This is a genomic window from Alteromonas aquimaris (genome assembly GCF_026183695.1).
Classification (GTDB): domain Bacteria; phylum Pseudomonadota; class Gammaproteobacteria; order Enterobacterales; family Alteromonadaceae; genus Alteromonas; species Alteromonas aquimaris.
On the sequence record NZ_JAPFRD010000011.1, the window covers coordinates 61,738 to 84,512 of the forward strand.

A 22,775-nucleotide genomic window follows, 5' to 3' on the forward strand; every position below is an offset into this window, starting at 1 on the left:
CGCAATAGTACATAGAATCTTTCGGTACGATGTGTGTGTTAGATTTCAATAAGGATGAGTTAAATATGAAAAAAGCAGTCATAGTAGCAATAATGAGCATAGCGGTAGTAGTTGCAGGATGTGCAAACGACCCTTCTAATACCCAAAAAGGTGCAGCGATTGGGGCAGTGGTAGGGGCCTTGTTAGGTAAAGCCACTGGCGATCACGACAAAAGTCGTTACGCATGGGGTGCAGCCGTTGGAGCCATTGCAGGAGGCGCAATAGGCAAGTACATGGATAAGCAAGAACAGGAATTACGCGAAGAGCTAGCTGATACCGGGGTGGATGTAGTTCGCGATGGTGACAATCTGCGCCTGATTATGCCTGGTGATATTACTTTTGCTACTGATAGTGCGTCAATCAGCCCTAACTTTAATCCCGTTTTAAATGATGTAGCCAAAGTGGTCAATAATTATGAGAAAACCGTTCTGATGATCAAAGGGCACACGGACGACACCGGCAGCGACCAATATAATCAAGGGTTATCCGAACGTCGGGCAGAAGCGGTCAAATCACAATTAACTTCTTATAATGTTAACCCCACCCGTATAACCACCGTTGGTCTGGGCGAGTATAAGCCTAAAGTACCCAATGACAGTGCCGCCAACAGACAGATGAACCGTCGCGTAGAGCTGGAAATTCGCCCACTTCGCGAAGGCGTTTAATTTAATCCACTCCGGGGGCCCCGGAGTGGATCCCTTATACGACTCATTAGTTTGCGATAGCCAGTCTGTCGCAGTCTTTACTGTCCTTTCGGTGAACGGACTAGTGGAGAACCCCGCCAGTTAACGATGATTTTCCTATAATTAAGTAGATTTTTGAACACAGCGAAGCTTGGTTAAATTACTGTCCGATAACAGTGTTAAAATGCTTACGCAGTTCAATGAATATTTAAATGTCCCCTACAATCCATTGAGCATTCTGTAATTTAAGCTATACCTCTTATAACCCGTTTATTTTTTACACTCGTGCACCCTTCTAAGGTATCGACAATGAATACCAAAGATATTCAACAAGCATTGTATGACCGAGGTTTTGACCCCGGCCCAATAGATGGTTTTCCCGGTCGGCTGACTACGAATGCGATTAAGCAATTTCAGCGGGCTAATGACCTGAAAGCAGACGGCCTGGTAGGACCGAAAACCCTGGCCAAATTATTTCCTCAAATGTCGACAATTGCTCAAGATGAGACAAGCCTTCCGCTTTCGCTACCCTGGCTGGAAATAGCTATGAACCTTCTGGATGTGAAGGAAGTGGTGGGGCAGGGTTCTAACCCGTTAATTATCGATTGGGCAGCCAAGTTAGGCCTCTCTGATTACCACGACGATGATATTCCATGGTGCGGATTATTTGTTGCCCATTGCATCAGTACGCAACTTTGCGAAGAGTCTATTCCGAATAACCCGTTACTAGCGAGAAACTGGCGAAAATTTGGAAAGCAAACCACACCAGGGTTAGGTGCGGTGTTAGTGTTCTGGCGCGAATCGAAGGAAAGTTATAAGGGACACGTAGGACTATATTGGGCAGAAGATGATACGGCCTATCACGTTATAGGCGGCAATCAGTCCAACGCTGTTACTGTCACGCGAATTGCAAAAGATAGACTATTAGAAGCAAGATGGCCTCACACTGGACTCGATGAACATCCAATCATCCGCATGGCTACCAATAAAGGGTATTTGTTGTCTACGAATGAGGTTTGAGGAAGGAACCACTAGATTACTAAGAAAAATATTTGTTGAAAACCTGTGATGAAGTTCGTAGATAAGTAACAGATACGAATAGTAATTTACACGTGCAGAAACTTGCATTATGTACAACTCTACATTGGTGTTTTCAGATATATTAATCTAGGGAGAGATTAATATAGGTGCGTTCTGCAGTTGGTTAAAGTAACGCTCAATTTCAAAGGTTTTGCATTCATCGACAAAATTGTTTAATAATGCTTCGAATTTAAAGATTATAAAAAATTAACTAAAATGGAATTAGTTTTACTAAACAACAGTAGACGACGAGATCACGAATCATTATTTGGTAATGGTGCGTTTTACGATCTAGATGTAATAGGGGGTCAGAGTAAGTATTTGACTGAAATTTCATATGGTCAAATTTGTGTAGTAGCCCATTTTAAGGATATCAGGACAAAAAATGTAGTTGTATTTAGTTGGTATAAATTTGAGTCTATAAAATATTTGATAGATGATAAAAATACTAAAGTCAGAGCCTTCTTTGGTATCCTATTATATGAAGATGAATATTATTATCATGGATTGAATGAGCACATTATTTATGGAGAATTATTTAATAAAAACTCAGTATTTAAACAAGTATCGGTTAAAACGAGCCATATCAATATTCAAGATCTGCCTGACCCAATTAAGCAAGATTTAATCGGTCAAGACCGTGAACACATTATCAAAAAAAAAATTCAGCTATCGAGTAGCCCATCTAAAAATAAGAAACTGCTGCAGCCAGTTATTGTAGACCTATTGTCTCAATATGGCTTTAGCGAAGCAATGTACGGCTTCAATGGTGACCTAAACTGTCATCATGTAATCTCTGAAAAATTTGGGTTTGTGCATATTACTAATACTTTAAGTGCAGAAAAGATAAATGGCTACGACGTAGCGGGCTACATTAGAGCTAGTTTAGTGGATCATTATGCATTAAGCTTTATAGATATTAATAGCAACACAGTAGAAACATATGTGTTGACATCTATTGCATGTCAAGAATTAGCAAGAGAACACGGTGCTTCGCTTCCCAAAATAGCAGTTTCAGAAAAAAGCCTAGTTAATTTTTTATCCGACCTTTCAAAATATAGTCTTGAAAAGACCACTCGCCCAAATAAGAAACCTTCCACTTCACGAAAAAGTAATACACACATAACATCAGAAGAATACCTAGAAATTTATAAAGAAAATCATAGGAAGGGTGAAATCGGCGAGCAATTTATTCTGGAGGTTGAGCGCAATTTTTTGATTAGCCAAGGTAGAGAAGACTTAGCTAAAAAAGTGGAGCATACTGCATTAACTGCCTCATCAGCTGGATATGATATTAAGTCATATTTTGTTAATGGGCATCCCAAATATATAGAAGTAAAAACTACATCTGGTAATCAAAATACCCCTTTCTTTCTCTCAAAAAATGAACTAGCTACGTCTAAAAAACTATCAGGCTCATATTATATCTATCGAGTATATATGGTTGAAAGCGAAAAAGAGAAAAGCTTTTTTATAATTGAAGGTGATTTGCAAGTAGAATTAAATCTAGAGCCAGCGCTATTTTCCGCTACTTTTCAATGACCGCATAGTCATGACGGTGTAAAACTTCTTTAATTAGTTACACTCATAATTAACGTTTTTCAGCTATGCTCAGTGAGTTGCCTAAAGATAGGGAGCCCTAAGCATTAAAGGGCTCATAGGGTGTTGTGAATTTTTCTTAATTCTTATTCAATATTCTGGATCTGCTCGCGCATTTGCTCAATCAAAACCTTCATTTCTACTGCGGATTGAGTGATGGAAGTATTAATTGATTTGGAGCCCAAGGTATTTGATTCGCGGTTAAATTCCTGCATCATAAAATCTAAACGGCGGCCGATTGCTCCGCCCTTTTTCAAAATTTTGCGGGTTTCGGCAACGTGGGCTTTTAAGCGGTCGAGCTCTTCGGCAACATCGATTTTTTGGGCAAGCATGATCATTTCCTGTTCAAGCCTGCCTGGCTCCAGTTCTACTTTTGCTTCTTCGAATCGAGACGTAATACGGTCTCGCTGCCATTGCATAATATCTGGCATTTCCTGTTCGACTTTTTTTACTTCCGCTTCAATGCCATCCAGACGCTGCTCGATCATTGCCTCTAATGCATTCCCTTCACTGGCGCGCGCCTGTAAAAAGTCTTCGATAAGAACGTCGAATTGTTTTAACACTTCGCTGTTAATGGCGTCCATATCGGCTTCTTCTGCCGCGATGACACCGGGCCAACGCAAAACATCCAGAGGATTAACTCCGGTTGATTGACCATGAGATTGTACCCAGTCTGCTGCGTGCAATACCTGTTTTGCCAGTTCTTCGTTCATGTGTAACTTGCTGACATTTGACTCATTTGCGGTGAAACGTAAGGTGCACTCCACTTTACCCCGCTGCAGTTTTTTACGCAGTCGCTCCCGAAGAACCGGCTCTAAGGCTCTGAACTGCTCAGGTAAGCGAAAGTAGGTTTCTAAAAAACGTTGGTTGACCGAACGAATTTCCCAAACGGCGGTTCCCCAATCTTGTTTAACATCGCTGCGCGCAAACGCGGTCATACTGTAAATCACAATTCACCTATGAAGTTATTAATTTCTGTATAAACAAACAGCCACCAGCGGCTCTTTGCGCCATTAAAAGTCAAATTGACAGAAACTTTGCATGTTCATCTTAGCTCATTTTAACCATGAAAAATGCGATCGCATTGTTTTTAATTTGAGGTATAACTTTGCACAGGCATTGACACCAGGTATAAACCAAGCAAAAAATAGCGAAACGGAATCATTTATTAGAAACTTCATGCAATTAATTCGCGCGGCATTGAAAAGAGGGAATAAAAATCAGCTCAATGCGTGGTTTCATAGCGGTCAGCCGATTGCGCTTCCTGACATCGTTTCTTCAATCCACTTTACTGCCACGGACTTTGACCCAAAATTAGCAGCGTTTAATCAGTTACATGACTGGCATTATTCATATCTACACCCGTGCTTTCCCCAGTTTCTCGGGTTGCCCCAGACCATTGACGCCTTGGCCCATCACCGTTCTCCTTTTCCGTTGATGGGGTTGGTTCACTTAGAAAACCGTATCGAATCGATTAAAAAGCTACGTAATGACGATTTACGGATAGATTGTCGGTTAAGTGATATTGCCACTCACGCTAGGGGCGTCACCACGACAATTGAAATGAGCGTCTATCAGTTTGATAAACTGTGTCTTCAGGCAAGCAGTAAATATTTATATCGAATAGTGTCGGACAAAGTTACACCCAATCCTTCTCACACGGACTCAGCCTCATCTGCGCCCATTTCCCGCGTGCTGGAAGACGCAGGAACGATGCGCTTTGGTGAAAATGCCGGTCGCAAATATGCCAGTTTAAGCGGTGACTACAATCCTATTCATCTATCCAAATTGACCGCCAAAATATTTGGTTTCAAAACGAATATCGCGCACGGCATGCATGTCCTCGCCCTGACATTATCTAAACTCAACACTAATTTGTTTGAACAACCCTATTTATTAAGTAGCCAATTCAACCATCCCGTTGCACTCCCCTGTACTGCTCATTTAAAACGTTCAGCTCACGTAATGCCTACAGAGCAGGATTTATCATTTGAGCTGCATGATCCGACTGCTTCGCGCCGAAAACAGGTGGTGTTAACGGGCACAGCATCGGCGCATATAGCTTAGGGGCTGGAATAGATATCAGGGTGCGTTGGTTAGCTTATATCGTCCAGGGCTAAGCGTTGGACGATGCTCACTGCTGTGTGCGAATCCTCAGCCACCCCTTCAAAGGCCATCGCTAAACTATAGTTGTCTGGAGTAAATTGGTGGTGAAACCGCCACGGGCACGCTGGCTTAAAATCAGCTGCGCTGTGCAATGTTACCTGTTTACTATTTACATCGCTGAAATAAAATGAATCAAATGGCAACGCTAAACCTTGGCCTTCCGCTTTGCTCAACGCTTCTTTTAACGTCCATAGCTTGTAAAAGCGCCGCATGTTTAATATGCAATTTTGCTCGACTATTTCGTCATTCCACTCAGTTGGATGAAAATAGTGCTGGGCTATATTATTGAAATTACGCGAGCGGTCCATGTACTCGATATCGACCCCTAATACTCTTTTATTTGCCACCGCTATCACCACTTTATCTTTTGAGTGGGAAAGATTGAAGTGAAGCGCTTGGGAGTTAGGGACAAGTTGGGGTTTTCCCCAGGCATTCTGGGTGAACACAAGCGAGTCAGGTGTACTATTGGCTATGTATGCACTGAGAATCTTTCGTAGTAGCATGCGCGTTAGCACAAATAGATGGCGACGGGTAGATGACCGAAACGTCTCCATCCGCTCGCGATCCTGTTGTGGTAATAGTGACGCAAACGCTGTTATCGTAGTCGGGTTTATGTCATCACGATCAAGTAGCCATACATGGACTTCATGAGAGCGTGGCGCACTAGAAGAAAGATGACGAAATCGACTCATAGCTCTACTTTACCCGCGTATAGTAATACATTAATTAGCGGGCGCCTTAGGCATTACCCTGCTTTTTCCCCCTTTGTGGAGAATATTTCAATATAAACAGATTCTTAACTTTTTCAAACCGTGAAAATAGTTTTTAACCCAACATTAGTTTAAACTAGCCACCCCATAAGTTCGAAGTAAAAATGGATTAGGACTGCAATACCAATGGCTACACAAACTGAATCCGAATTAAAAATGGCACAACTTATTGCGGAAGCGATAAATTTAGAAGATATGGAGCCAGAAGAGATCGATCCTGAAGAACAATTATTCGGTGATGGTCTTGGGCTGGACTCGATTGATGCGCTGGAAATATCGTTGGCAATTTCCCAAGAGTATGGCGTGCAAATGAAGGCTGAAGATCAAACCACTCGTGAAGCGTTTGCCACGTTGAGAAGTTTGACCGCGTATGTTGAAAGTAATAAGTAATTTTCCTCAGAAAAACGCTGTTCATGTTATTGAGACATCTCCAATCTGATTACATTTTCGTTTCATTGTCTACCAGCCACTGATAACTTCATGTGATCCTGATAATTTTAAAGGATGCTCATTTCGCTAATAGGCAACCCCTGAGTGGCCTTATGTGCACACGTAACATTGCCGTGGCGTAGGATATTGAGATCGGCTGTAAAAAGTATACGAATGAAAATAGATATAATCGATTATGACTCTTGTTCAGCAGCAGGTACTAATCTGACTGAACTGCGTGAATCACTTCAGCATTATAGAAGTGGCCTGATAAAGAATAATATACCGGGCTCTACGCTAGATACCTGGATAGGCAAAGTAGAGCAAGTTGATGCGATTACCGATTTAAAGCAATGGCAAAGTCGCAATAATGCGCTTGCTGCCCTCGGTCTGGAACAGGGTACGCTTAAACAGACACTTGCCGGGTTACTTAAAAAATACGGTAACACCCGTGTGGGCCTGGTAATGGGTTCGAGCACATCCAGTATCGACAGAACTGAAACCGCGTATACTGACTTGGACGAAGATGCCAATCTCAAGCCCCAATATCAGCAACCTTTGGTGCATAATCCCCACGCTCCCAGTTTATTTGTGGCCCATTATACTGGTATTGAGGGACCCTCCCTTACCATTAACACTGCCTGTTCGTCTTCCGCTAAAGTATTTGCCACCGCGGCGCGCTGGCTGGAATATGGAATTGTCGATGCCGTGCTGGTGGGGGGAGTAGATACGCTATGTTTAAGTGTATTGCATGGGTTTAATTCTCTGCAGTTGTTATCTGCTAATCCTTGCAAACCTTTTGATCAGCACCGAGACGGTATCAATTTAGGCGAAGCTGCGGGCTTTGCAATTTTACAGCGGGCGGGGGAAAACCCTAATGGCCTGGGCATTCTGTTAGCAGGTTACGGTGAAAGCTCGGATGCGTATCATATGTCCCATCCTCATCCAGACGGATTAGGGGCGCGTCATTCCATGACGCAAGCTTTACACCGCGCTGGTTTAGAGGCGAATTCCATCGACTATATTAATCTACACGGTACTTCGAGCCGAGCAAATGACTTGATTGAGGGGCGCTTAATAGCCGATCTGTTTCCTTCCTCAACCCAATGTTCGTCCACCAAGGCCTGGATGGGGCATACGCTCGGCGCGGCGGGGATCACGGAGGCGATTATTACCATGGATACCCTGCGTACCCATTTTATTCCTGGCTCAAAAAATTTAGAGCAGCTTGATGATGCGCTGAATTTTTCCATCCAGTCGTCGCATAAACAAAGAGTGTGTCAGCATGTCATGACTAACTCATTCGGTTTTGGCGGGAATAATTGCACGCTTCTGTTTAGTAGGGCTGAGTAATATGCAAACAAGAGACTTAACCTGTAAAGTGGCAAGTATTGGCGCGTGGGGGAGCTATTTTGATAGTTGGGAAACCCTTCAACAATTGATGCAAACTAAGTCGGTGCCCGCAGCGAAAAATAAAGGTCCGAAACCTGAAGTCATCCCTCCTAATGAACGTCGTCGCGCCCCCCTTCCCGTTCGGCTCGCGGTAGAAAGTTCGTGGCAAGCTTCCCAATCAGCAGGGATCGCACCCGATACATTGACCTGTGTATTTGTATCTGGCTTAGGCGATACCGATTTAACCGATTATATGTGTAAGGTACTGGCATCTGAGCATAAAGAATTATCGCCTACTAAGTTTCATAATTCAGTGCATAATGCGCCAGCCGGTTACTGGACCATCAGTACGAAAACCATGTGCGCGGCCAACTCGGTGGCGGGTTTTGAGGAATCTGTTTCGCTGACTTTGTTAGAAGCCATGATCCAATGTGAATCCGAAGGGGTCCCTTTATTGGTCACCTTTTACGATGCGCCAGTGGCGGACAGGTTAAAGCCACTTTTAACCAACCAGGAACCCTTTGCCTTTTCGCTGATTATTTATCCTCTATCTGCAGATATCGAGGGGATAGCGCTAAGAGCGCGTGTCAATAATAGTCAAACGGCCACCTGGCCAGTGTTATCCACCGAAAATCAATATATTTCAGGGTTATACACTGACAACCCAAGTGCGAAAATTCTGTGTTTGGCTGAAATATTCAACCAAAAGAACAAAGCACATGAGGGGATAAACCTGCCTTTAAGCAAAGGTACCTCCATCACGTTTTATGGTTCATAGGTTCTGATATGCAACACGTAGCTACGGATATTATTATTGCAGGTGGCGGGTTGGCGGGAATGAGTCTGGCGCTACAGATTCACAATCGAAACCCGCATCTGGCCATTACCATTATCGAGAAAAACACGTTCCCCGTACCGGATACCACCGCCAAAGTGGGTGAGTCAACCGTAGAGATAGGCGCACATTACTTTACCGAAGTATTAGGGTTAAAGGAGCATTTTCAGCAAAATCACTTACAGAAATACGGCTTACGTTGTTTCTTCGGTAATGTTCAGGGTAATTTCGACGAACATGACGAACTGGGTGTGAGTGAGCTCTTCGGCATTCCGGCTTATCAGATTGAGCGCGGTACATTAGAAAACCATCTTCACCAGTTGCTAACCAACAAAGGTATCACCATCGTTGATGGTGCGGTGCCGGAAAATATTGACCTGGGTGACAAACAACATACAGTGATATGTCGCAAGGGAAATAAGCAGCACGCCTTTACCGGTCGATGGCTTGTCGATGCGGCAGGACGGCAGGCCCTACTAAGAAACAAACTCAATCTGAATAAGGAAACTGGCCATAAAGGAAACGCGGTCTTTTTTCGGGTGGATAAAAGAGTCATTATCGACGACTGGTCTGAAAACCAGGTATGGCAGCAACGCGTATGCGAACCGGGAAAACGGTGGCTAAGCACCAATCATTTGATGGGGCCCGGTTATTGGGTCTGGGTCATTCCTTTAGCATCGGGAGCCACCAGTTTCGGTATTGTAATGGACGATCAGGCGCTAAATGATAGCAATATCCAATCGTTCGAGGATACGCTGGAGTGGTTAGCCAAAGAGCAGCCTAACTGTGCCCGGTCTTTACAAGGAGCAACATTATTAGATTTTAAAGTGATGCGCGATTATTCCTACGGTTGCAAGCAAATGTTTTCTGATCAGGGCTGGGCCATGACAGGGGAAGCCGGGGCATTTTCAGATCCATTCTATTCACCGGGCAGCGACTTTATCGCGTTGAATAATACCTTTATCACGCATTTAGTCGAACGGGATATGCAAGGTAAAGATATCCGCCTTGAAAGTGCGTTGTTTCACAAGTTTTACGATTCTTTTTTTGAAAATACCTTGTCACTTTATAAAGATCAGTACGGCGGGTTTGGCGATCGCAAAATGATGTCCGTCAAGCTGGTGTGGGATTACACCTATTACTGGGGGGTCTTCGCCCTCCTGTTTTTCACCGATGCTATCGGTGATATTGAGTTAATGCGGAAAATCACGCCGAACCTGTTAAAGTCACAAAAATTGAATAAAAAAATGCAAACGCTGCTAAGACAACGGGCGCAGAAACGGGCAGTGCTGCCCGCGAAAAGCATTTTTATGGACCAGTTCCTGGTCCCCTGCCTGAGCAAATTAAACGACGTATTAAAGACAAAAGACGTCAATGTTGAACATGCGCTAGAGGCAAATATCGCCATCATGCAGCAGGTGGTCCCATATTTTGAGGACATGCTTAGCGACGATCCGTCTATTGATATCGATGAAACCGAACAGGCCTTATTAGGCCATTATCGTCAAAGCGTGCTGGCTTAATGATGGCGCGCAGTCAGTTTGGAAAATCGGCATTGTTTACGCTTATTCTGCTATTGCTGATGCTCGCCTATCCTCTCGTGGTTTATCTGCACATCGACGAAGTGAGCCCGCGCTGGTATGGCGCAGTTTTACTTACTGTGTTGCTAATTCGTTCTGTACTCACTGGAGCTCGACGCGTAAGCGATTGGCTGATAGTGGGGCTGGTCAGTGTGTATTGTCTTTCTATAATGTTTTTCGACAGTCAGCTACTGGTAAAATTTTACCCTGTGCTGATGAGTGTTGGCATGGGATTGCTGTTTATTGCCTCGCTGTTTGATTCAGAAACCCTGATAGAAAAATTCGCCAAAGCAGGGGGAACAACGCCACCGCCCCAAGCGCAGAACTATTTAAGAGTATTGACCCTATGTTGGGGCGGGCTGTTACTATTGAATGGTTTGATAGCTGCCTATACTGCTTGGTTTGCCAGCTTGTCAGCATGGGCAGTCTATAACGGCGTCATCTCCTATTTAATTTTTGCATGCTTTGCCGCTATGGAGTGGGGTTATCGTGGGTATTACAAAAAGAGACACAATATTATCGATGATAAACCTTAACACGCTTAACGCCTTGTTTAAAAAGAACGAGGGACCAACGGTCACCGCGATTGAGTCACTCAATGAGAAAGTCATTATCGCCTTACATGTTGATGAGAAACTTAGCTGGTTCGAAGGACACTTCCCTGACCACAAGGTTCTCCCTGGCATCGTACAGGTCAACTGGGCAGGTACCATCGGCAAAGCGCTACTTGTTAAAGAATGTCGTTTTAAACAACTGGTAAATATCAAATTTAAAACCATGGTGCTGCCCAATATTGATATGAAACTTGAGTTAAGCTATAGCGCGGAAAAAGGCAGTCTTAAGTTCCATTATTTTAATGAAAACGAGTCGTTCTCGTCAGGTAGCTTTAAATTTATCCCATCATGAAATATTGTATTATCGTTCCACATTACAAACACGAAATTCTGTTCGAACAGTTTTTACCCTATCTGGCTCAACTCAAGTTGCCTTGTATTGTTGTAGATGATGGCAGCGGCGCAGCGAGTATTGCCAAGCTAACCAACATGTTGGCTTCTTACCCTGACTTTCATCTGGTACAGCACCAATCTAATAGGGGAAAAGGTGCCGCGGTGATCACTGGCTGTTACCATGCCAGTGCGATGGGATTTTCCCACGTGCTCCAGCTTGATGCAGATGGCCAGCACAATATAGAGGATGCGGAAAAACTGCTCAATTACAGTAAAGCACATCCATCTGCCATTATTTCTGGCCAACCTTATTTTGATGAAACAGCGCCCTTTATTCGCAAATACGGACGTAAAATTACGGATTTTTGGGTGGCCCTGGAGACATTGTCTTTCAGGATCAAAGACGGTCTCTGTGGGTTTCGCGTGTACCCGCTAAAACAAGTTGAACACTTGTTTGATAATTATTACTTGGGCCCGCGCATGGATTTCGATCCAGAACTACTGGTGAAAGCAGTATGGGCCAACATTAATGTGCATTTCATCCCAACTAAAGTCATTTATCATGAAAATACGGTTTCACATTTTCATTATCTGCAAGACAATCTTATGTTGATCAGACTCCATGTTCGATTAATGTTCGGTATGCTCATTCGCCTGCCACGTATTCTCTATTCGCGTATCGCCGCTATTTTCAGGTAAACCATGAACGTCACTAATTCTAAACAGTCTACCGACAATCCGCAGCACTGGTCGCATATTAAAGAGGCCGGTACGCTAACCGGAATGCGGCTTATCTATTGGTTATATCGACTGTTTGGACGCTGGTTTTTTTCGTTAATAATGTATCCGGTTGCGCTCTACTTTGTTATGACCAAACCGACCCAGAGGCAGGCTTCGCGCCAATTTTTAAAGGCACATTATAAGATAGCCCCCCATCGTTGGCGCATGCCACCCAATAACCTGCATGTTTTAATGCACTTTAAAAGTTTTGCCGAAGTGATACTGGATAAAGTGCTTGGATGGCTTATAAAAATTGATGAAAGCGACTTTGTGTTGACCTCGCCGCAAACCGTCGACACTTTGCTGGCCGATCCACGTGGTCAACTTATTATCGGCTCCCACTTTGGTAATCTGGAGTTTTGCCGTGGCTTTATGCACCGTTACAGAAGCAAGGTGATCAACATCTTACTGTACGACAAGCACGCCGGTAATTTTGTGAAAATGATGCAAAAGCAGAATGATGAGTCACGCCTGAACGTGTATCAGGTAGACGAGTTTGACATGACCACCATTCTGACGCTGAAAGAAAAAATAGCGGCAGGTGAATGGGTGTTTATTGCCGGGGATCGCATTCCACTAAGTGGTGTGGAGCGGACAGTGGAGGTGGATTTTCTTGGTGATAAAGCGCCATTGCCTATTGGGCCATATATGCTCGCCAAGGCGCTCGCCTGTCCGGTCAATTACATGTTTGCTTATCGATACCCCGCTGCGGGAAATAAAGTGCTGTTTGATGTGATGCCGATGGGCGATAAAGTGGCAATTTCCCGCAAAAACAGGGAGGCCGACATCCGCTATTATGCCCAGCAATTTGCCGATAAACTGCACGAGCACTGCTTAAAAGCGCCCTATCAGTGGTTCAACTTTTATAACTTCTGGCAACCACTCAAACAGGATAATGATGCCCTTGATAACACACGGGAAAGAGGGTGAACTGGATGCCGCCACGTTTCGATAAGCGCTTATATGATCTTATTCCCCATCGCCCGCCCATGCTGCTTATCAACAGGGTGTTGACGGTTAATGCATCTTCATCCTCTGCGCTGGTCACTATTGATCGCGAGACATCGTTTTACGAGGCCGAAAAAGGCGTGCCGGCTTGGGTGGGTCTTGAATACATGGGGCAAACAGCGGCACTCATTGCCGGTCACCAACTTCAACAAGGGTTGGTGGCACCCCATCTAGGATTTTTACTGGGCACCCGCTCCTTCAATGCTGAATGTGACTATTTTGAGGCTGGTACAATCAAAGTCAGTTGCAATGAAAAGGCAGTGGTGGGAGATGGACTGGCCACATTCGAGTGCAAAATTGAAATATATACTGAAGAGGCGCAACAAGCAGCATGTCTGGCAACAGCCGCATTGTCAGTTTTTCGGCGTCCACTAAATGAAGGGGCTAATGGTGAATAATAATTATAGACGCGTGGTTATTACAGGAGCCGGTGTCGTGTCATCACTGGGTGATGACTGGCAACAGGTCAAAGCAAGACTGCAGGGAATGAAGTCTGGCGTATGTTTCATGGAGGATTGGCAGAAATATGAAGGGTTAGGTACCCACCTTGCCGCCCCCATCCATGACTTTGAACTTCCCCCTCGCTACACCAAAAAGAAAAAACGCAGCATGGGCCGCGTGGCTCAACTGGGTGTGCTGGCGACAGAGCGAGCGTTGTCGAGTGCTAATTTACTTGATGATCCGCTCATTAATTCGCACGCCACAGGGGTTGCGTATGGCTCAGCAACGGGCAGCAGTCAGGCAGCCTTAGAATTTGCGCCAATGCTTGAGAATCTGTCTACAGCGCGCATTAACAGCAGCACCTATTTGCGCATGATGAGTCATACTGCTGCGGTAAACATAAGCGTGTATTTTGGTACGCAAGGGCGTATGTACACCACTTCCAGCGCATGCACGGCAAGTAGTCAGGCAATTGGTTATGCATTTGAAGCTATCCGTTATGGACAGCAAGATATAATGATCGCCGGTGGTGCCGAAGAGCTGTGCCCCTCACAGGCGGCAGTATTTGATACCTTGTTTGCCGCGAGTACTAAAAACGATACACCCGAAGCCACACCGCGTCCATTTGACAAAGATCGGGATGGGTTAGTATTGGGGGAAGGGGCATGTACGTTAATTCTAGAATCGTTAGAACATGCTAAAGCACGCGGCGCAACCATCCTTGCCGAGGTGGTAGGTTATGCCACCAATACCGATGGGGCTCACCTAGTCAAGCCGAATATGGATACGGTTAAACGGGTAATGTCGGACGCATTAAAAGATGCTAGTGTCAGCGCCGAACAAATTGGCTATGTTTCAGCGCACGGTACGGCCACCAGTCACGGGGATATTGCCGAAAGTAATGCTACCTATCAGGTAATGGGCGAAAAACCCGTTAGTTCTTTGAAAAGCTATACCGGGCATACACTAGGTGCATGTGGCTCATTTGAAGTATGGGCTACCATTATGATGATGAATGAGAACTGGTTTGCGCCCACACTGAATCTGGTGAATGTCGATCCTGAATGTGGACCGCTGGACTTTATTCAACATGAATGTAGAAATATTGAAACCGAGTATTTTATGAGCAACAACCTGGCTTTTGGTGGCATTAACACGTCGTTAATCATCAAACGCGTGTAGGGTATATCTTTTGCCTGGCATGGTAGTAATGCCAGGCGAATAAATTCGCTATGAAGACTTAACCACGCGCAACGATTCCAGTAACGCATCAATTTTTACTTTTAACAGCTTGCCATTATGTTCTCTGGGTAATGTTTCAACCAGATAAACAGGTCTGGGTATGAAGGCACTATCCAGATGCAGGCGCAGATAATCGAGCAATGCGGATTTTGTGATGCCAGGTTTAAGCGACACGATGGCACATAAACGGGGCACCGCTTTATTTGAGTCAGGAAAAATTACCACGCCGTCATTCAGGCCCTTAAAACCAAGCAGCGTTTGGTTAATTTCGAATAGTGACCCCCGTTTTCCCGCAATTTTGATCAGATCTGTCGCCCTGCCGGCAAGGGTAAAATGCTGCGGATCAATTACGTGAATAAAATCTTGTAATACGGTTGGTAACGGTAGATGATCCGCGCTGGCAACTGTTCCCTCACTTTCTTCACTAAATCGGATGCCGTCAAAACGGCGCCACTTTTCTTCCACAGCGGTTCGTCGGACAGCCATCGAGCCTACTTCACTGCAACCATAGACCTCTTTTAGGGTGGTGGAGAATTTTTGCTCCATTTCTCGTGCCAGTGCTGCGGTTAAGGGGGAAGTGGCGCACAGTACGAGCTTAAGCGGGGTAACCTGGACTACTGCGGTTAAAGCTCTTAAGTGGATCGGCGTCGACACCAGCATTCTAGGCAGAGGTAATCGCTCTAGCGTTTCTATAATATCCTGTGGGAAAAGGGGTTTTGCATCGCATACGCACACATTAGTGAACATGGGCATCAATACTGACGTTTCTAACCCCCACATATGTTGGGCTGGTACAGTAGCTAACTGAAAAAGTGTTTGTTCGGGTGCGTTGAGCATAAACGCATAGTTGATTGCCGTGCTGGCATGCAGAGTTCGCCAATATTTCAGGTTCGGCTTAGAATGCCCGGTAGAACCTGAGGTAAAACTAATACAAGCCAGGTGGTCGTTTGATATGTCAGGTACATCAGACAGCCCCTTCTGGGCCGGCGGCATTTTCACGTCAATGATATTAAAGCTCGAACTCGCTTCTGTAATTGCGATGCCGTCGTGAACGATATAGCCGTCGTGATAGTCCTGGAGTAATTGTTGTTGCGTGGCGATATTTTTATTGGGGGGTAATAAATTTGTTTGCCCTCGTAATATTACCGCGCAGAAGCTAACCATAAATAGATAGCGGTTTTCACATAAGTTGATTGCAAAGTGACCCTGTGGCAACTGCTCAGCCACCGCATTCACGTGGCAAAGAAAGGTGCGGGTATCAACTTTCCCTGCTGCCAAGCCTGTTGAGCTGATGGGCGTGGTCAAATAGGCAATAGGGTCATCAAGTTCTCGAGTGATTAGAGGAAATGTATTTGGCATCGCGGCCTTGCTTGTTGGTATTCACTTCATTTTTATCTGCCGCTAGTTTAAACTAATGCAAAATTAAACACTAATATTGTGCCCACCGGTTTCAGTCAACGTCATAGTTTGTGTTAATCAACAAGTTGTAATGAACAGAGAGTGTCGTCAGCGTCAGTCTCGACTTAAATTCACACTAATGTAGTAAGCGTCATCTAGCATGTTAAGTCACACTTTTTCTTCCTCTTCTACCTTCGAATTGTTATCCAGAAAAGATACCCTGGCCGTCATCCCGCTGGTTAAAAATTGCGAACCCTTCGAAGCAGGGGTGATTCCTGCGGGGCTTGAAGAGGCCAGTTCACAGCAAATGAATGAGGTGTGGACGGTATCTGATAGCGTTAGCAGGGGTAAAACGGGAAAGTGTTACTGGAGTAAAACCTCCGATTTGATATGCGTGGCGTATTGGCTGAGTAAGGACGATTGCGGCAATATTGAGGACTCAACCCAAAGAGGGTACGAAGCCATGTTAGCTTTGCTGGAAAAGGAAGGGTTTATTTATCCATTTCGGTTCTGGAATTATTTGCCCGGGATCAATGTAGGCCAAGGCGACGAAGAGCTATATAAAAAGTTTTGTACAGGTCGCTTAAACGCCTTCGAAAAGTCAGGTCTGACACCCGATAACTTTCCTTCTGCCTCAGCATTAGGTCATCATACTGAAGGGGCCGTGTTTTATGTTTTTGCCAGCGCCATAAAACCACTTCATTTTAACAATCACCACCAGGTTAATGCGTACGAATATCCGCGTCAGTATGGTATCAGCAGCCCTTCATTCGCCAGAGCTACCGCGTTAACATTGCAGCGCGCGCCATACTTATTTATCTCTGGCACCGCCAGTATTATTGGTCATGAAACTGTTGAAGCGGGAAACTTGGAACGCCAGTTAGAAGTCACGCTGAACAATATTGAACATCTGATGGCAAACGCCAATCCTGATAACTGTTCTTTGTCTACATTCAAGGTATATGTGCGTTATCCTGAGCATATCCAGCGCACTAAAGACTGGCTAATGCAGCGTTATCCGCACGTGGGGGCGGTGTTCACTCTTGCTGATATTTGTCGTAGCGATTTGTTGGTAGAAATAGAGTGTTTCTGTCGATAACCTTCGCCATCACTTGCCGTAGACTGTGTGCATGAAATATCTCAGCTTAAGTAAAATTAGGCAGCTCATCAGTGCGGCTGTCTGTTACTTCCTGTTCGGTCTTGGGGCATTATCAGTGGGCATTTTTTTCCGCTTACTACATCCTGTCCCCTTCATTTCCTCTGCTACCAAACGAACATGGATCCGTTGGTGCATTCATAAAGGATGTCACTCATTTATCCGCATTATGCGGGCGTTAGGGTTAATTCGTTATTCATTCGATGTGAAATCGATGATACGTGCCAAATCCGGCCATATTATTATTGCCAATCATCCAACGTTAATAGATGTGGTGTTGTTATTAGCAGTAAACAGGCAAATGTGCTGCTTTGTTAAAGGGGCGGTGTGGGATAATTTTTTCACTGGAGCAGTGGTAAAGCAGGCGGGGTTTATCCCTAACCACACCGAACAGCTCCTTCCCATGGCTGCTGCCAAGCTTGAAGCGGGTGAAAACATTCTTATCTTTCCAGAAGGCACGCGTACCAAGCACGATAATGTTATTCACTTTAAACGCGGGGCTGCTAATATGGCGGTAGCGGTGAACGCGCCGATTATGCCGGTACTGATAAAATGCTATCCTGGGGCGTTAAAAAAAGGCGATAAGTGGTATGATATTCCCGATGGTGGACCTGCATTTGAGTTGAAATCTGGCCCCTTACTTGAACTCGATGAGTGCATCGATACGTCACTACCGCGACCCAAACAGTATCGTCACTTGACCCAGTTTCTAGAGCAATATTATCAAGACTGGGTGGCTGTTGAATCCCCAAAAAAGTAGTATAAGTTGCAAACAAAAAATGTAGTGGATGTAATATGAACGAACAAAGAGAAAATATATTAGCGCAAATCAGAGCGACCCTCGTTGACCTATTTGAGCTGGATGGATCTGAAATTGTACCCGAAGCCCGGCTTTACGAAGATTTGGATATAGATAGCATAGATGCAGTCGATTTGCTGGTGGACCTGAAAAAAACCATCAGTGTGGAAATTACGCCTTCACAGTTCAAACAAGTTAGAACAATCCAAGATGTCGTCGATGTCTTTGCTGAGTTATCTGCAAAAGCACAAGCAAAAGCGTAAGATTTTATGAAGCGGATAGCGCTGGATTACGACATACCGTTTTTCGATGTGGATGCATATCGAATTGTTTGGCACGGCAATTACCCAAAATACTTTGAGATGGCACGTTGTGCCCTGCTCAAAGCCATTGGCTGCCCCTACAGCGTGATGGAAGAGAACGGGTTTTTCTTTCCTATTGTGGATATTCAGGTTAAGTACGTAAAGCCTCTGCTTTTTGAACAACAAGTGGTAATTGAAGCGTGGCTGGCGGAGTGGGAGAACCGGCTTATCATCAAATACGCAATTAAAGATAAGAAAACGGGTGATGTGTATACTAAAGCCAAAACCAAACAGTTTGCCGTATCCGCGTCCGATCACGTTACTCATTATGTTTCACCTCCGTTTTTAATCGACGCGGTGGATACATGGATGCAGCAAGATGCAAATAGCTAGGTGTTATCAAGTTTTGTTGGCAGGCCTGCTTTTTCTGTGCATGGCTGTGCCAAGTGTGTTCGCCAACCCTAAGGGGGAAAGTGAAATAGCCTTGCTAACAAACCTGTTCCCTCAAAATTGCCATTTTTCTGGACAGTTCCTTCAAAAGAAGAACGTTGAAGGCTTACCTATACCCCTTCATTCCACGGGAGATTTCTTTTTTTCCTGTGACCTAGGCCTTATCTGGCATACACAGGAACCTTTCAGGGAAGCGATTTTATATGTTAACAGCAGCAATAATTTTCGCGTCCACGAAGACGGCTCCCTCACCCCACTGACAGGTGTTACCCGCTATATAATGTCGAATGTGTTCGTTAAGTTGCTAAAAGGGGATACACAGTATTTTGTCGACGAGTTCGCCATTAAATTAGCTGACGATAATACTTCAGTGGAGCTAAAACCCGAGAGTGACTTTATGAAAAAAGGCATCGACAGTATTCGCTTTCAAAAAAACGATAGCGATGAACTGGGTATCACCTTATTGGTAGACGTTACGGATGTAACGGGCCAAGTTACTCATGTCAGTATCGACAAAATTCGGGCTTACCAGATAGAGGGAAAAAGAGGGGCATTTGAACAGTGTGAGAAGCTGTATTCGGATAACTCGGCCTGGTGTCAGGTATTACGTTCGCCCGCCCATATTCGTCGATGATTACCCTGCTGACGAGATCCATTTTTTTTATCGCGGTATTGCTTAGCGTACTGTTCTTTTCCTTTAATTATCAACACATCCGCATCGACACCAACCTGAATGATCTCAACCCGGAAAAGATCGCGGACGTGGGCTTAAAAAGCGCTCTGAAGACACTTTCGCAGGATATCAGTCATCGTTTTGTGGTAGTTGTAAAAGGGAATAACACGGATCAGGTTGGCGCGGCCAGTCAGGCATTACAGCGCGCGCTTAATGCACTTCCCGGGCTAAAGGTCATTTCCGATCAAACTGTGCAGCAAAATTATCTGCATGCATTGTCGCCTTATCGATTTAATTTACTGTCGGATAACCAGCGTCAAGCGTTGGAAGATAAAAGTCCACAGCTTCTGGCAAATGATGCCCTGCGCAAACTTTACCAATTAGGGGACGGGTTCAGAGTCATACCATTCGAACAAGACCCCCTCGGCTGGTTCTCTGCGTATGTTTTATCGCAATTTGACGATTTAGACGTCGCCAGTGATACGTTTAGTCAAAACAGAAAAAACGTCACCTCATTTGTGGTCTCGTTCAGTGAATATCCACAGAGTTTAGACGAACAAGAAAGCCTGTATCAGTTAATCAAAGCAAGAGAAACGGCGGTTCGTAATAAGTTTCATGTATCAGTATTGCATTCGGGCATGTTCTTTTTTGCGGTAGATTCAGCCCAGTCTGCAAAAGCCGATATACAACTTATTGCAGTAGGCTCGATCATCGGTATTTTATTGCTGATGATAGCTATCTTTCGTTCCTTGCTACCGCTATTTCTTTCCCTAAGTTCAATTGCTATTGGCATTAGTTTTGGGGTGTTATCCAGCCTCTATGTATTTGGTTCTATCCATATCCTCACGGTGGTATTTGGGGCGAGTCTGATTGGGATTGTAGTAGATTATTCGCTGCATTATTTTTACCATTATCTCTCTCACCCTCAGGATGAGCGTATACGTGGCAGAACCAATACGACACTATTTCGCGCAATGTTACTCAGTGTGCTGACCTCCCTGATTGGTTATGGTGCATTGGGGCTATCAGATTTGTTGATTCTGAAAAAAGTGGCTTTGTTCTCGTGTACGGGTTTGGTGATGGCATGGTTAAGTGTCATGGTGTTGGGTCCTTTTGCGACCCGACGGCCCATTCACGCACGCCAGGCGGCGTTACGCCAAATTATCGCGGGTTGTCGCGCAGTGTTTGCTCGCCATCCACAGCGGTTAGCTGTCACCGGGCTGGTGTTGGCCTGCGCTGCGGGCGTATTTCTGTTCGCGGGACAGGCAGAAACCAATGACGACCCCAGACGTTTCTTTCACGTATCACCTACGTTACTGGAACAGGAACAGAAAGTCGCCCAGCTAACCCAAATCTACGAGGCGGGACGCTACCTGCTTATCCATGGACAGACCCCCGCCGCTATATTCGATTCACTAAACTCAATGTATGCATTGCTTGGCGATGAAAGTAAATCCTTATCCAGCGTGCTTGATTGGCTGCCCGCGCCTGAATCCCAAGTTAAAAATTACCAACTCCAGCATGCCCTTTATTCCGAGGATGGTGTATTGGATATTTTCACCACTCGCATAGGATTACCGAAATCAGAGTTCACTGATTTGAAAACGGCGTATAAAGAAGCAAAGGGTAAGACGTTAGATTTTACCGCGCTAATGAAACAACTGCCTTCCCTGCCGCCGCTGTGGATCGAATCTGAAAATACTATTTATAGTTTTGCACTAATTCGCAAAGACAGTGACTTGAATAAAATAGCAGCGGTAAGTCGCGATGTGGATGGAGTTCAGTATGTTAATACGTTGGCTAATGCCTCCGCTGCGCTCAAAGCACAACGGGTAACCGGCTCACAATTATTGTTATTAGCCTATGTGCTGATCGCTTTGATGCTGGCTGGGTATTATCGAAAACTCTCCACTATTTTCCTTTTGTTAATCCCTCTTACAGCCAGTGCAATTACGCTGACGGCAGTTTCATTGCTGGGACAATCCATTACCGTTTTTCATATTATGGCGTTATTTTTGGTCTTGGGACTGGGAATGGATTACATTATTTTTGCTAAGGAAATGGCTGCCCAACGCGAAACCACCCAACAAGCCATTATGCTGTCCGCCGTCACCAGTTTACTTTCCTTTGGCTTATTAGCATTCAGTTCCATGCCTATTGTGCAGGCCTTCGGCAGTACCATCCTCATCGGTAACACGATCAATTTTATTGCGGCAATCAGCCTGTTTAATGAACAAAAAAAGAGTCAGGAGAGAAGACCTCATGTCAGATAAAAAAAGAGTCTTAGTCACAGGTGCAAGTGGCGGGATCGGCAAAGCCACCGCCTATAAGCTGGCCAGCCAAGGGTATGCCGTAGCGGTGCATTATCGCAGAGGAAAAGAAGCGGCCATGGAGATCGTAGACAAAATTACTGCCGAGGGTGGAGCGGCTAATAGCTTGCAATTTGATATCGCCGACCGTGAAGCTACTCGCGAAGCGATTGAAGGTGATATTGGAAAGCACGGCGCTTATTACGCCGTGATCTGCAATGCAGGGGTTACCCAAGACACCGCGTTTCCAGCTATGACGGGTGAGGAATGGGATGGGGTGGTGCATACCAACCTGGATGGTTTTTATAACGTCTTACACCCCACCATTATGCCAATGATTCGTTTACGACAGGGTGGCAGAATTGTTACGTTATCATCGGTTTCAGGCTTAATGGGGAATCGGGGACAAACGAATTACAGTGCCTCTAAAGCGGGAATTATCGGTGCCACCAAAGCGCTGGCTGTAGAATTGGGTAAACGTAAAATCACGGTTAACTGCGTCGCCCCAGGAGTAATTGATACTGGTATGACTGACGGCGTGTTTTCCGAGGAAGCAAAAAAAATGATACCGCTGGGAAGCTTTGGGCATGTGGATGATGTGGCAGAAACAATAGGTTTTCTTGTATCTGACAGTGCAAAATACATCACCCGTCAGGTGATTAGTGTGAATGGCGGCATGTACTAATTATTAACAAAT

At 44.9% G+C, this 22,775-nt stretch carries 24 protein-coding genes; 21 read left to right on the top strand and 3 right to left on the bottom strand.

Annotated elements, in window-relative coordinates:
* Positions 1–65 precede the first annotated feature (65 nt).
* The 3 genes from OPS25_RS10370 (at position 66) to OPS25_RS10385 (ending at position 3,344) form a co-directional block, all read left to right on the top strand.
* Positions 66–704: an OmpA family protein gene (locus OPS25_RS10370; protein ID WP_265617648.1), complete on the top strand. Its 639-nt coding sequence runs from the start codon at positions 66–68 to the stop codon at positions 702–704.
* Between the two features lie 327 nt (positions 705–1,031).
* Positions 1,032–1,742, top strand: coding sequence for an NlpC/P60 family protein (locus tag OPS25_RS10380; RefSeq protein WP_320411956.1), 711 nt, complete (start codon positions 1,032–1,034; stop codon positions 1,740–1,742).
* A gap of 276 nt (positions 1,743–2,018) precedes the next feature.
* Positions 2,019–3,344, top strand: coding sequence for a DUF3883 domain-containing protein (locus OPS25_RS10385; RefSeq protein ID WP_265617649.1), 1,326 nt, complete (start codon positions 2,019–2,021; stop codon positions 3,342–3,344).
* A 143-nt stretch (positions 3,345–3,487) separates the two neighbouring features.
* Here the strand turns inward: OPS25_RS10385 and OPS25_RS10390 are convergent, their stop codons facing one another.
* On the bottom strand, positions 3,488–4,351 hold the full coding sequence (locus OPS25_RS10390; RefSeq protein WP_265617650.1) for a YicC/YloC family endoribonuclease: 864 nt from the start codon (positions 4,349–4,351) through the stop codon (positions 3,488–3,490).
* Between the two features lie 229 nt (positions 4,352–4,580).
* Between OPS25_RS10390 and OPS25_RS10395 the strand changes: the two genes are divergently transcribed.
* A complete protein-coding gene (locus OPS25_RS10395; protein ID WP_265617651.1) occupies positions 4,581–5,468 on the top strand; it encodes a MaoC family dehydratase in 888 nt (295 codons plus the stop codon).
* Positions 5,469–5,497: 29 nt separating this feature from the next.
* Here the strand turns inward: OPS25_RS10395 and OPS25_RS10400 are convergent, their stop codons facing one another.
* Positions 5,498–6,259 (bottom strand): 4'-phosphopantetheinyl transferase family protein, encoded by a 762-nt coding sequence (locus OPS25_RS10400; RefSeq protein ID WP_265617652.1) that lies wholly within the window; start codon positions 6,257–6,259, stop codon positions 5,498–5,500.
* A 204-nt stretch (positions 6,260–6,463) separates the two neighbouring features.
* Here OPS25_RS10400 and OPS25_RS10405 point away from each other — a divergent pair, with 204 nt between their 5' ends.
* From OPS25_RS10405 to OPS25_RS10450, 10 genes are all read left to right on the top strand, one after another.
* On the top strand, positions 6,464–6,727 hold the full coding sequence (locus OPS25_RS10405) for a phosphopantetheine-binding protein (RefSeq protein WP_265617653.1): 264 nt from the start codon (positions 6,464–6,466) through the stop codon (positions 6,725–6,727).
* A 213-nt stretch (positions 6,728–6,940) separates the two neighbouring features.
* Positions 6,941–8,119, top strand: a complete 1,179-nt coding sequence (locus OPS25_RS10410) for a beta-ketoacyl-ACP synthase (protein WP_265617654.1) — start codon at positions 6,941–6,943, stop codon at positions 8,117–8,119.
* 1 nt (position 8,120) lies between these two features.
* Positions 8,121–8,936, top strand: coding sequence for a beta-ketoacyl synthase chain length factor (locus OPS25_RS10415; protein ID WP_265617655.1), 816 nt, complete (start codon positions 8,121–8,123; stop codon positions 8,934–8,936).
* A gap of 8 nt (positions 8,937–8,944) precedes the next feature.
* Entirely contained in the window at positions 8,945–10,516 is a 1,572-nt protein-coding gene (locus OPS25_RS10420) for an NAD(P)/FAD-dependent oxidoreductase (protein WP_265617656.1), read from the top strand.
* Positions 10,516–11,109: a COG4648 family protein gene (locus OPS25_RS10425; RefSeq protein WP_265617657.1), complete on the top strand. Its 594-nt coding sequence runs from the start codon at positions 10,516–10,518 to the stop codon at positions 11,107–11,109. Before OPS25_RS10420 ends, OPS25_RS10425 begins: the two co-directional genes overlap by 1 nt.
* Positions 11,096–11,479, top strand: a complete 384-nt coding sequence (locus tag OPS25_RS10430; protein WP_265617658.1) for an ApeI family dehydratase — start codon at positions 11,096–11,098, stop codon at positions 11,477–11,479. The genes OPS25_RS10425 and OPS25_RS10430 overlap by 14 nt, the downstream gene beginning before the upstream one ends.
* Positions 11,476–12,219 carry a glycosyltransferase family 2 protein gene (locus tag OPS25_RS10435; protein WP_265617659.1) on the top strand — a complete coding sequence of 248 codons (744 nt, stop codon included), beginning with the start codon at positions 11,476–11,478 and terminating at the stop codon, positions 12,217–12,219. Before OPS25_RS10430 ends, OPS25_RS10435 begins: the two co-directional genes overlap by 4 nt.
* A gap of 3 nt (positions 12,220–12,222) precedes the next feature.
* Positions 12,223–13,230 (top strand): LpxL/LpxP family acyltransferase, encoded by a 1,008-nt coding sequence (locus OPS25_RS10440; RefSeq protein ID WP_265617660.1) that lies wholly within the window; start codon positions 12,223–12,225, stop codon positions 13,228–13,230.
* Positions 13,231–13,235: 5 nt separating this feature from the next.
* Positions 13,236–13,706: an ApeP family dehydratase gene (locus OPS25_RS10445; RefSeq protein ID WP_265617661.1), complete on the top strand. Its 471-nt coding sequence runs from the start codon at positions 13,236–13,238 to the stop codon at positions 13,704–13,706.
* Complete coding sequence (locus OPS25_RS10450; RefSeq protein ID WP_265617662.1) at positions 13,696–14,931, top strand: beta-ketoacyl-ACP synthase; 1,236 nt, start codon at positions 13,696–13,698, stop codon at positions 14,929–14,931. Before OPS25_RS10445 ends, OPS25_RS10450 begins: the two co-directional genes overlap by 11 nt.
* 48 nt (positions 14,932–14,979) lie before the next feature.
* Here OPS25_RS10450 and OPS25_RS10455 read toward each other — a convergent pair whose 3' ends face one another.
* On the bottom strand, positions 14,980–16,350 hold the full coding sequence (locus OPS25_RS10455) for an AMP-binding protein (RefSeq protein WP_265617663.1): 1,371 nt from the start codon (positions 16,348–16,350) through the stop codon (positions 14,980–14,982).
* Between the two features lie 199 nt (positions 16,351–16,549).
* On the opposite strand from OPS25_RS10455, the gene OPS25_RS10460 reads away from it, so the two are divergent.
* The 7 genes from OPS25_RS10460 to fabG are packed head-to-tail and all read left to right on the top strand — an operon-like array spanning position 16,550 to position 22,763.
* Complete coding sequence (locus tag OPS25_RS10460) at positions 16,550–17,488, top strand: chorismate transformation enzyme, FkbO/Hyg5 family (protein ID WP_265617664.1); 939 nt, start codon at positions 16,550–16,552, stop codon at positions 17,486–17,488.
* A gap of 31 nt (positions 17,489–17,519) precedes the next feature.
* Entirely contained in the window at positions 17,520–18,305 is a 786-nt protein-coding gene (locus tag OPS25_RS10465) for a lysophospholipid acyltransferase family protein (protein ID WP_265617665.1), read from the top strand.
* 35 nt (positions 18,306–18,340) lie between these two features.
* Complete coding sequence (locus OPS25_RS10470) at positions 18,341–18,607, top strand: acyl carrier protein (RefSeq protein ID WP_265617666.1); 267 nt, start codon at positions 18,341–18,343, stop codon at positions 18,605–18,607.
* A gap of 6 nt (positions 18,608–18,613) precedes the next feature.
* Positions 18,614–19,039, top strand: a complete 426-nt coding sequence (locus OPS25_RS10475; protein WP_265617667.1) for an acyl-CoA thioesterase — start codon at positions 18,614–18,616, stop codon at positions 19,037–19,039.
* Positions 19,026–19,730, top strand: coding sequence for a LolA family protein (locus OPS25_RS10480; RefSeq protein ID WP_265617668.1), 705 nt, complete (start codon positions 19,026–19,028; stop codon positions 19,728–19,730). The genes OPS25_RS10475 and OPS25_RS10480 overlap by 14 nt, the downstream gene beginning before the upstream one ends.
* Complete coding sequence (locus OPS25_RS10485) at positions 19,691–22,042, top strand: MMPL family transporter (protein WP_265617669.1); 2,352 nt, start codon at positions 19,691–19,693, stop codon at positions 22,040–22,042. The genes OPS25_RS10480 and OPS25_RS10485 overlap by 40 nt, the downstream gene beginning before the upstream one ends.
* Positions 22,032–22,763 carry a 3-oxoacyl-ACP reductase FabG gene (gene fabG, locus OPS25_RS10490; protein WP_265617670.1) on the top strand — a complete coding sequence of 244 codons (732 nt, stop codon included), beginning with the start codon at positions 22,032–22,034 and terminating at the stop codon, positions 22,761–22,763. The genes OPS25_RS10485 and fabG overlap by 11 nt, the downstream gene beginning before the upstream one ends.
* Positions 22,764–22,775 lie beyond the last annotated feature (12 nt).

Coding starts and splice junctions, on each gene's coding strand:
- OPS25_RS10370 (WP_265617648.1), top strand. CDS start 66: ATGAAAAAAGCAGTCATAGTAGCAATAATGAGCATAGCGGTAGTAGTT.
- OPS25_RS10415 (WP_265617655.1), top strand. CDS start 8,121: ATGCAAACAAGAGACTTAACCTGTAAAGTGGCAAGTATTGGCGCGTGG.
- OPS25_RS10455 (WP_265617663.1), bottom strand. CDS start 16,350: ATGCCAAATACATTTCCTCTAATCACTCGAGAACTTGATGACCCTATT.
- OPS25_RS10420 (WP_265617656.1), top strand. CDS start 8,945: ATGCAACACGTAGCTACGGATATTATTATTGCAGGTGGCGGGTTGGCG.
- OPS25_RS10460 (WP_265617664.1), top strand. CDS start 16,550: ATGTTAAGTCACACTTTTTCTTCCTCTTCTACCTTCGAATTGTTATCC.
- OPS25_RS10425 (WP_265617657.1), top strand. CDS start 10,516: ATGATGGCGCGCAGTCAGTTTGGAAAATCGGCATTGTTTACGCTTATT.
- OPS25_RS10435 (WP_265617659.1), top strand. CDS start 11,476: ATGAAATATTGTATTATCGTTCCACATTACAAACACGAAATTCTGTTC.
- OPS25_RS10405 (WP_265617653.1), top strand. CDS start 6,464: ATGGCTACACAAACTGAATCCGAATTAAAAATGGCACAACTTATTGCG.
- OPS25_RS10445 (WP_265617661.1), top strand. CDS start 13,236: ATGCCGCCACGTTTCGATAAGCGCTTATATGATCTTATTCCCCATCGC.
- OPS25_RS10395 (WP_265617651.1), top strand. CDS start 4,581: ATGCAATTAATTCGCGCGGCATTGAAAAGAGGGAATAAAAATCAGCTC.
- OPS25_RS10480 (WP_265617668.1), top strand. CDS start 19,026: ATGCAAATAGCTAGGTGTTATCAAGTTTTGTTGGCAGGCCTGCTTTTT.
- OPS25_RS10450 (WP_265617662.1), top strand. CDS start 13,696: ATGGTGAATAATAATTATAGACGCGTGGTTATTACAGGAGCCGGTGTC.
- OPS25_RS10380 (WP_320411956.1), top strand. CDS start 1,032: ATGAATACCAAAGATATTCAACAAGCATTGTATGACCGAGGTTTTGAC.
- OPS25_RS10385 (WP_265617649.1), top strand. CDS start 2,019: ATGGAATTAGTTTTACTAAACAACAGTAGACGACGAGATCACGAATCA.
- OPS25_RS10440 (WP_265617660.1), top strand. CDS start 12,223: ATGAACGTCACTAATTCTAAACAGTCTACCGACAATCCGCAGCACTGG.
- OPS25_RS10475 (WP_265617667.1), top strand. CDS start 18,614: ATGAAGCGGATAGCGCTGGATTACGACATACCGTTTTTCGATGTGGAT.
- OPS25_RS10470 (WP_265617666.1), top strand. CDS start 18,341: ATGAACGAACAAAGAGAAAATATATTAGCGCAAATCAGAGCGACCCTC.
- OPS25_RS10465 (WP_265617665.1), top strand. CDS start 17,520: ATGAAATATCTCAGCTTAAGTAAAATTAGGCAGCTCATCAGTGCGGCT.
- fabG (WP_265617670.1), top strand. CDS start 22,032: ATGTCAGATAAAAAAAGAGTCTTAGTCACAGGTGCAAGTGGCGGGATC.
- OPS25_RS10410 (WP_265617654.1), top strand. CDS start 6,941: ATGAAAATAGATATAATCGATTATGACTCTTGTTCAGCAGCAGGTACT.
- OPS25_RS10430 (WP_265617658.1), top strand. CDS start 11,096: ATGATAAACCTTAACACGCTTAACGCCTTGTTTAAAAAGAACGAGGGA.
- OPS25_RS10400 (WP_265617652.1), bottom strand. CDS start 6,259: ATGAGTCGATTTCGTCATCTTTCTTCTAGTGCGCCACGCTCTCATGAA.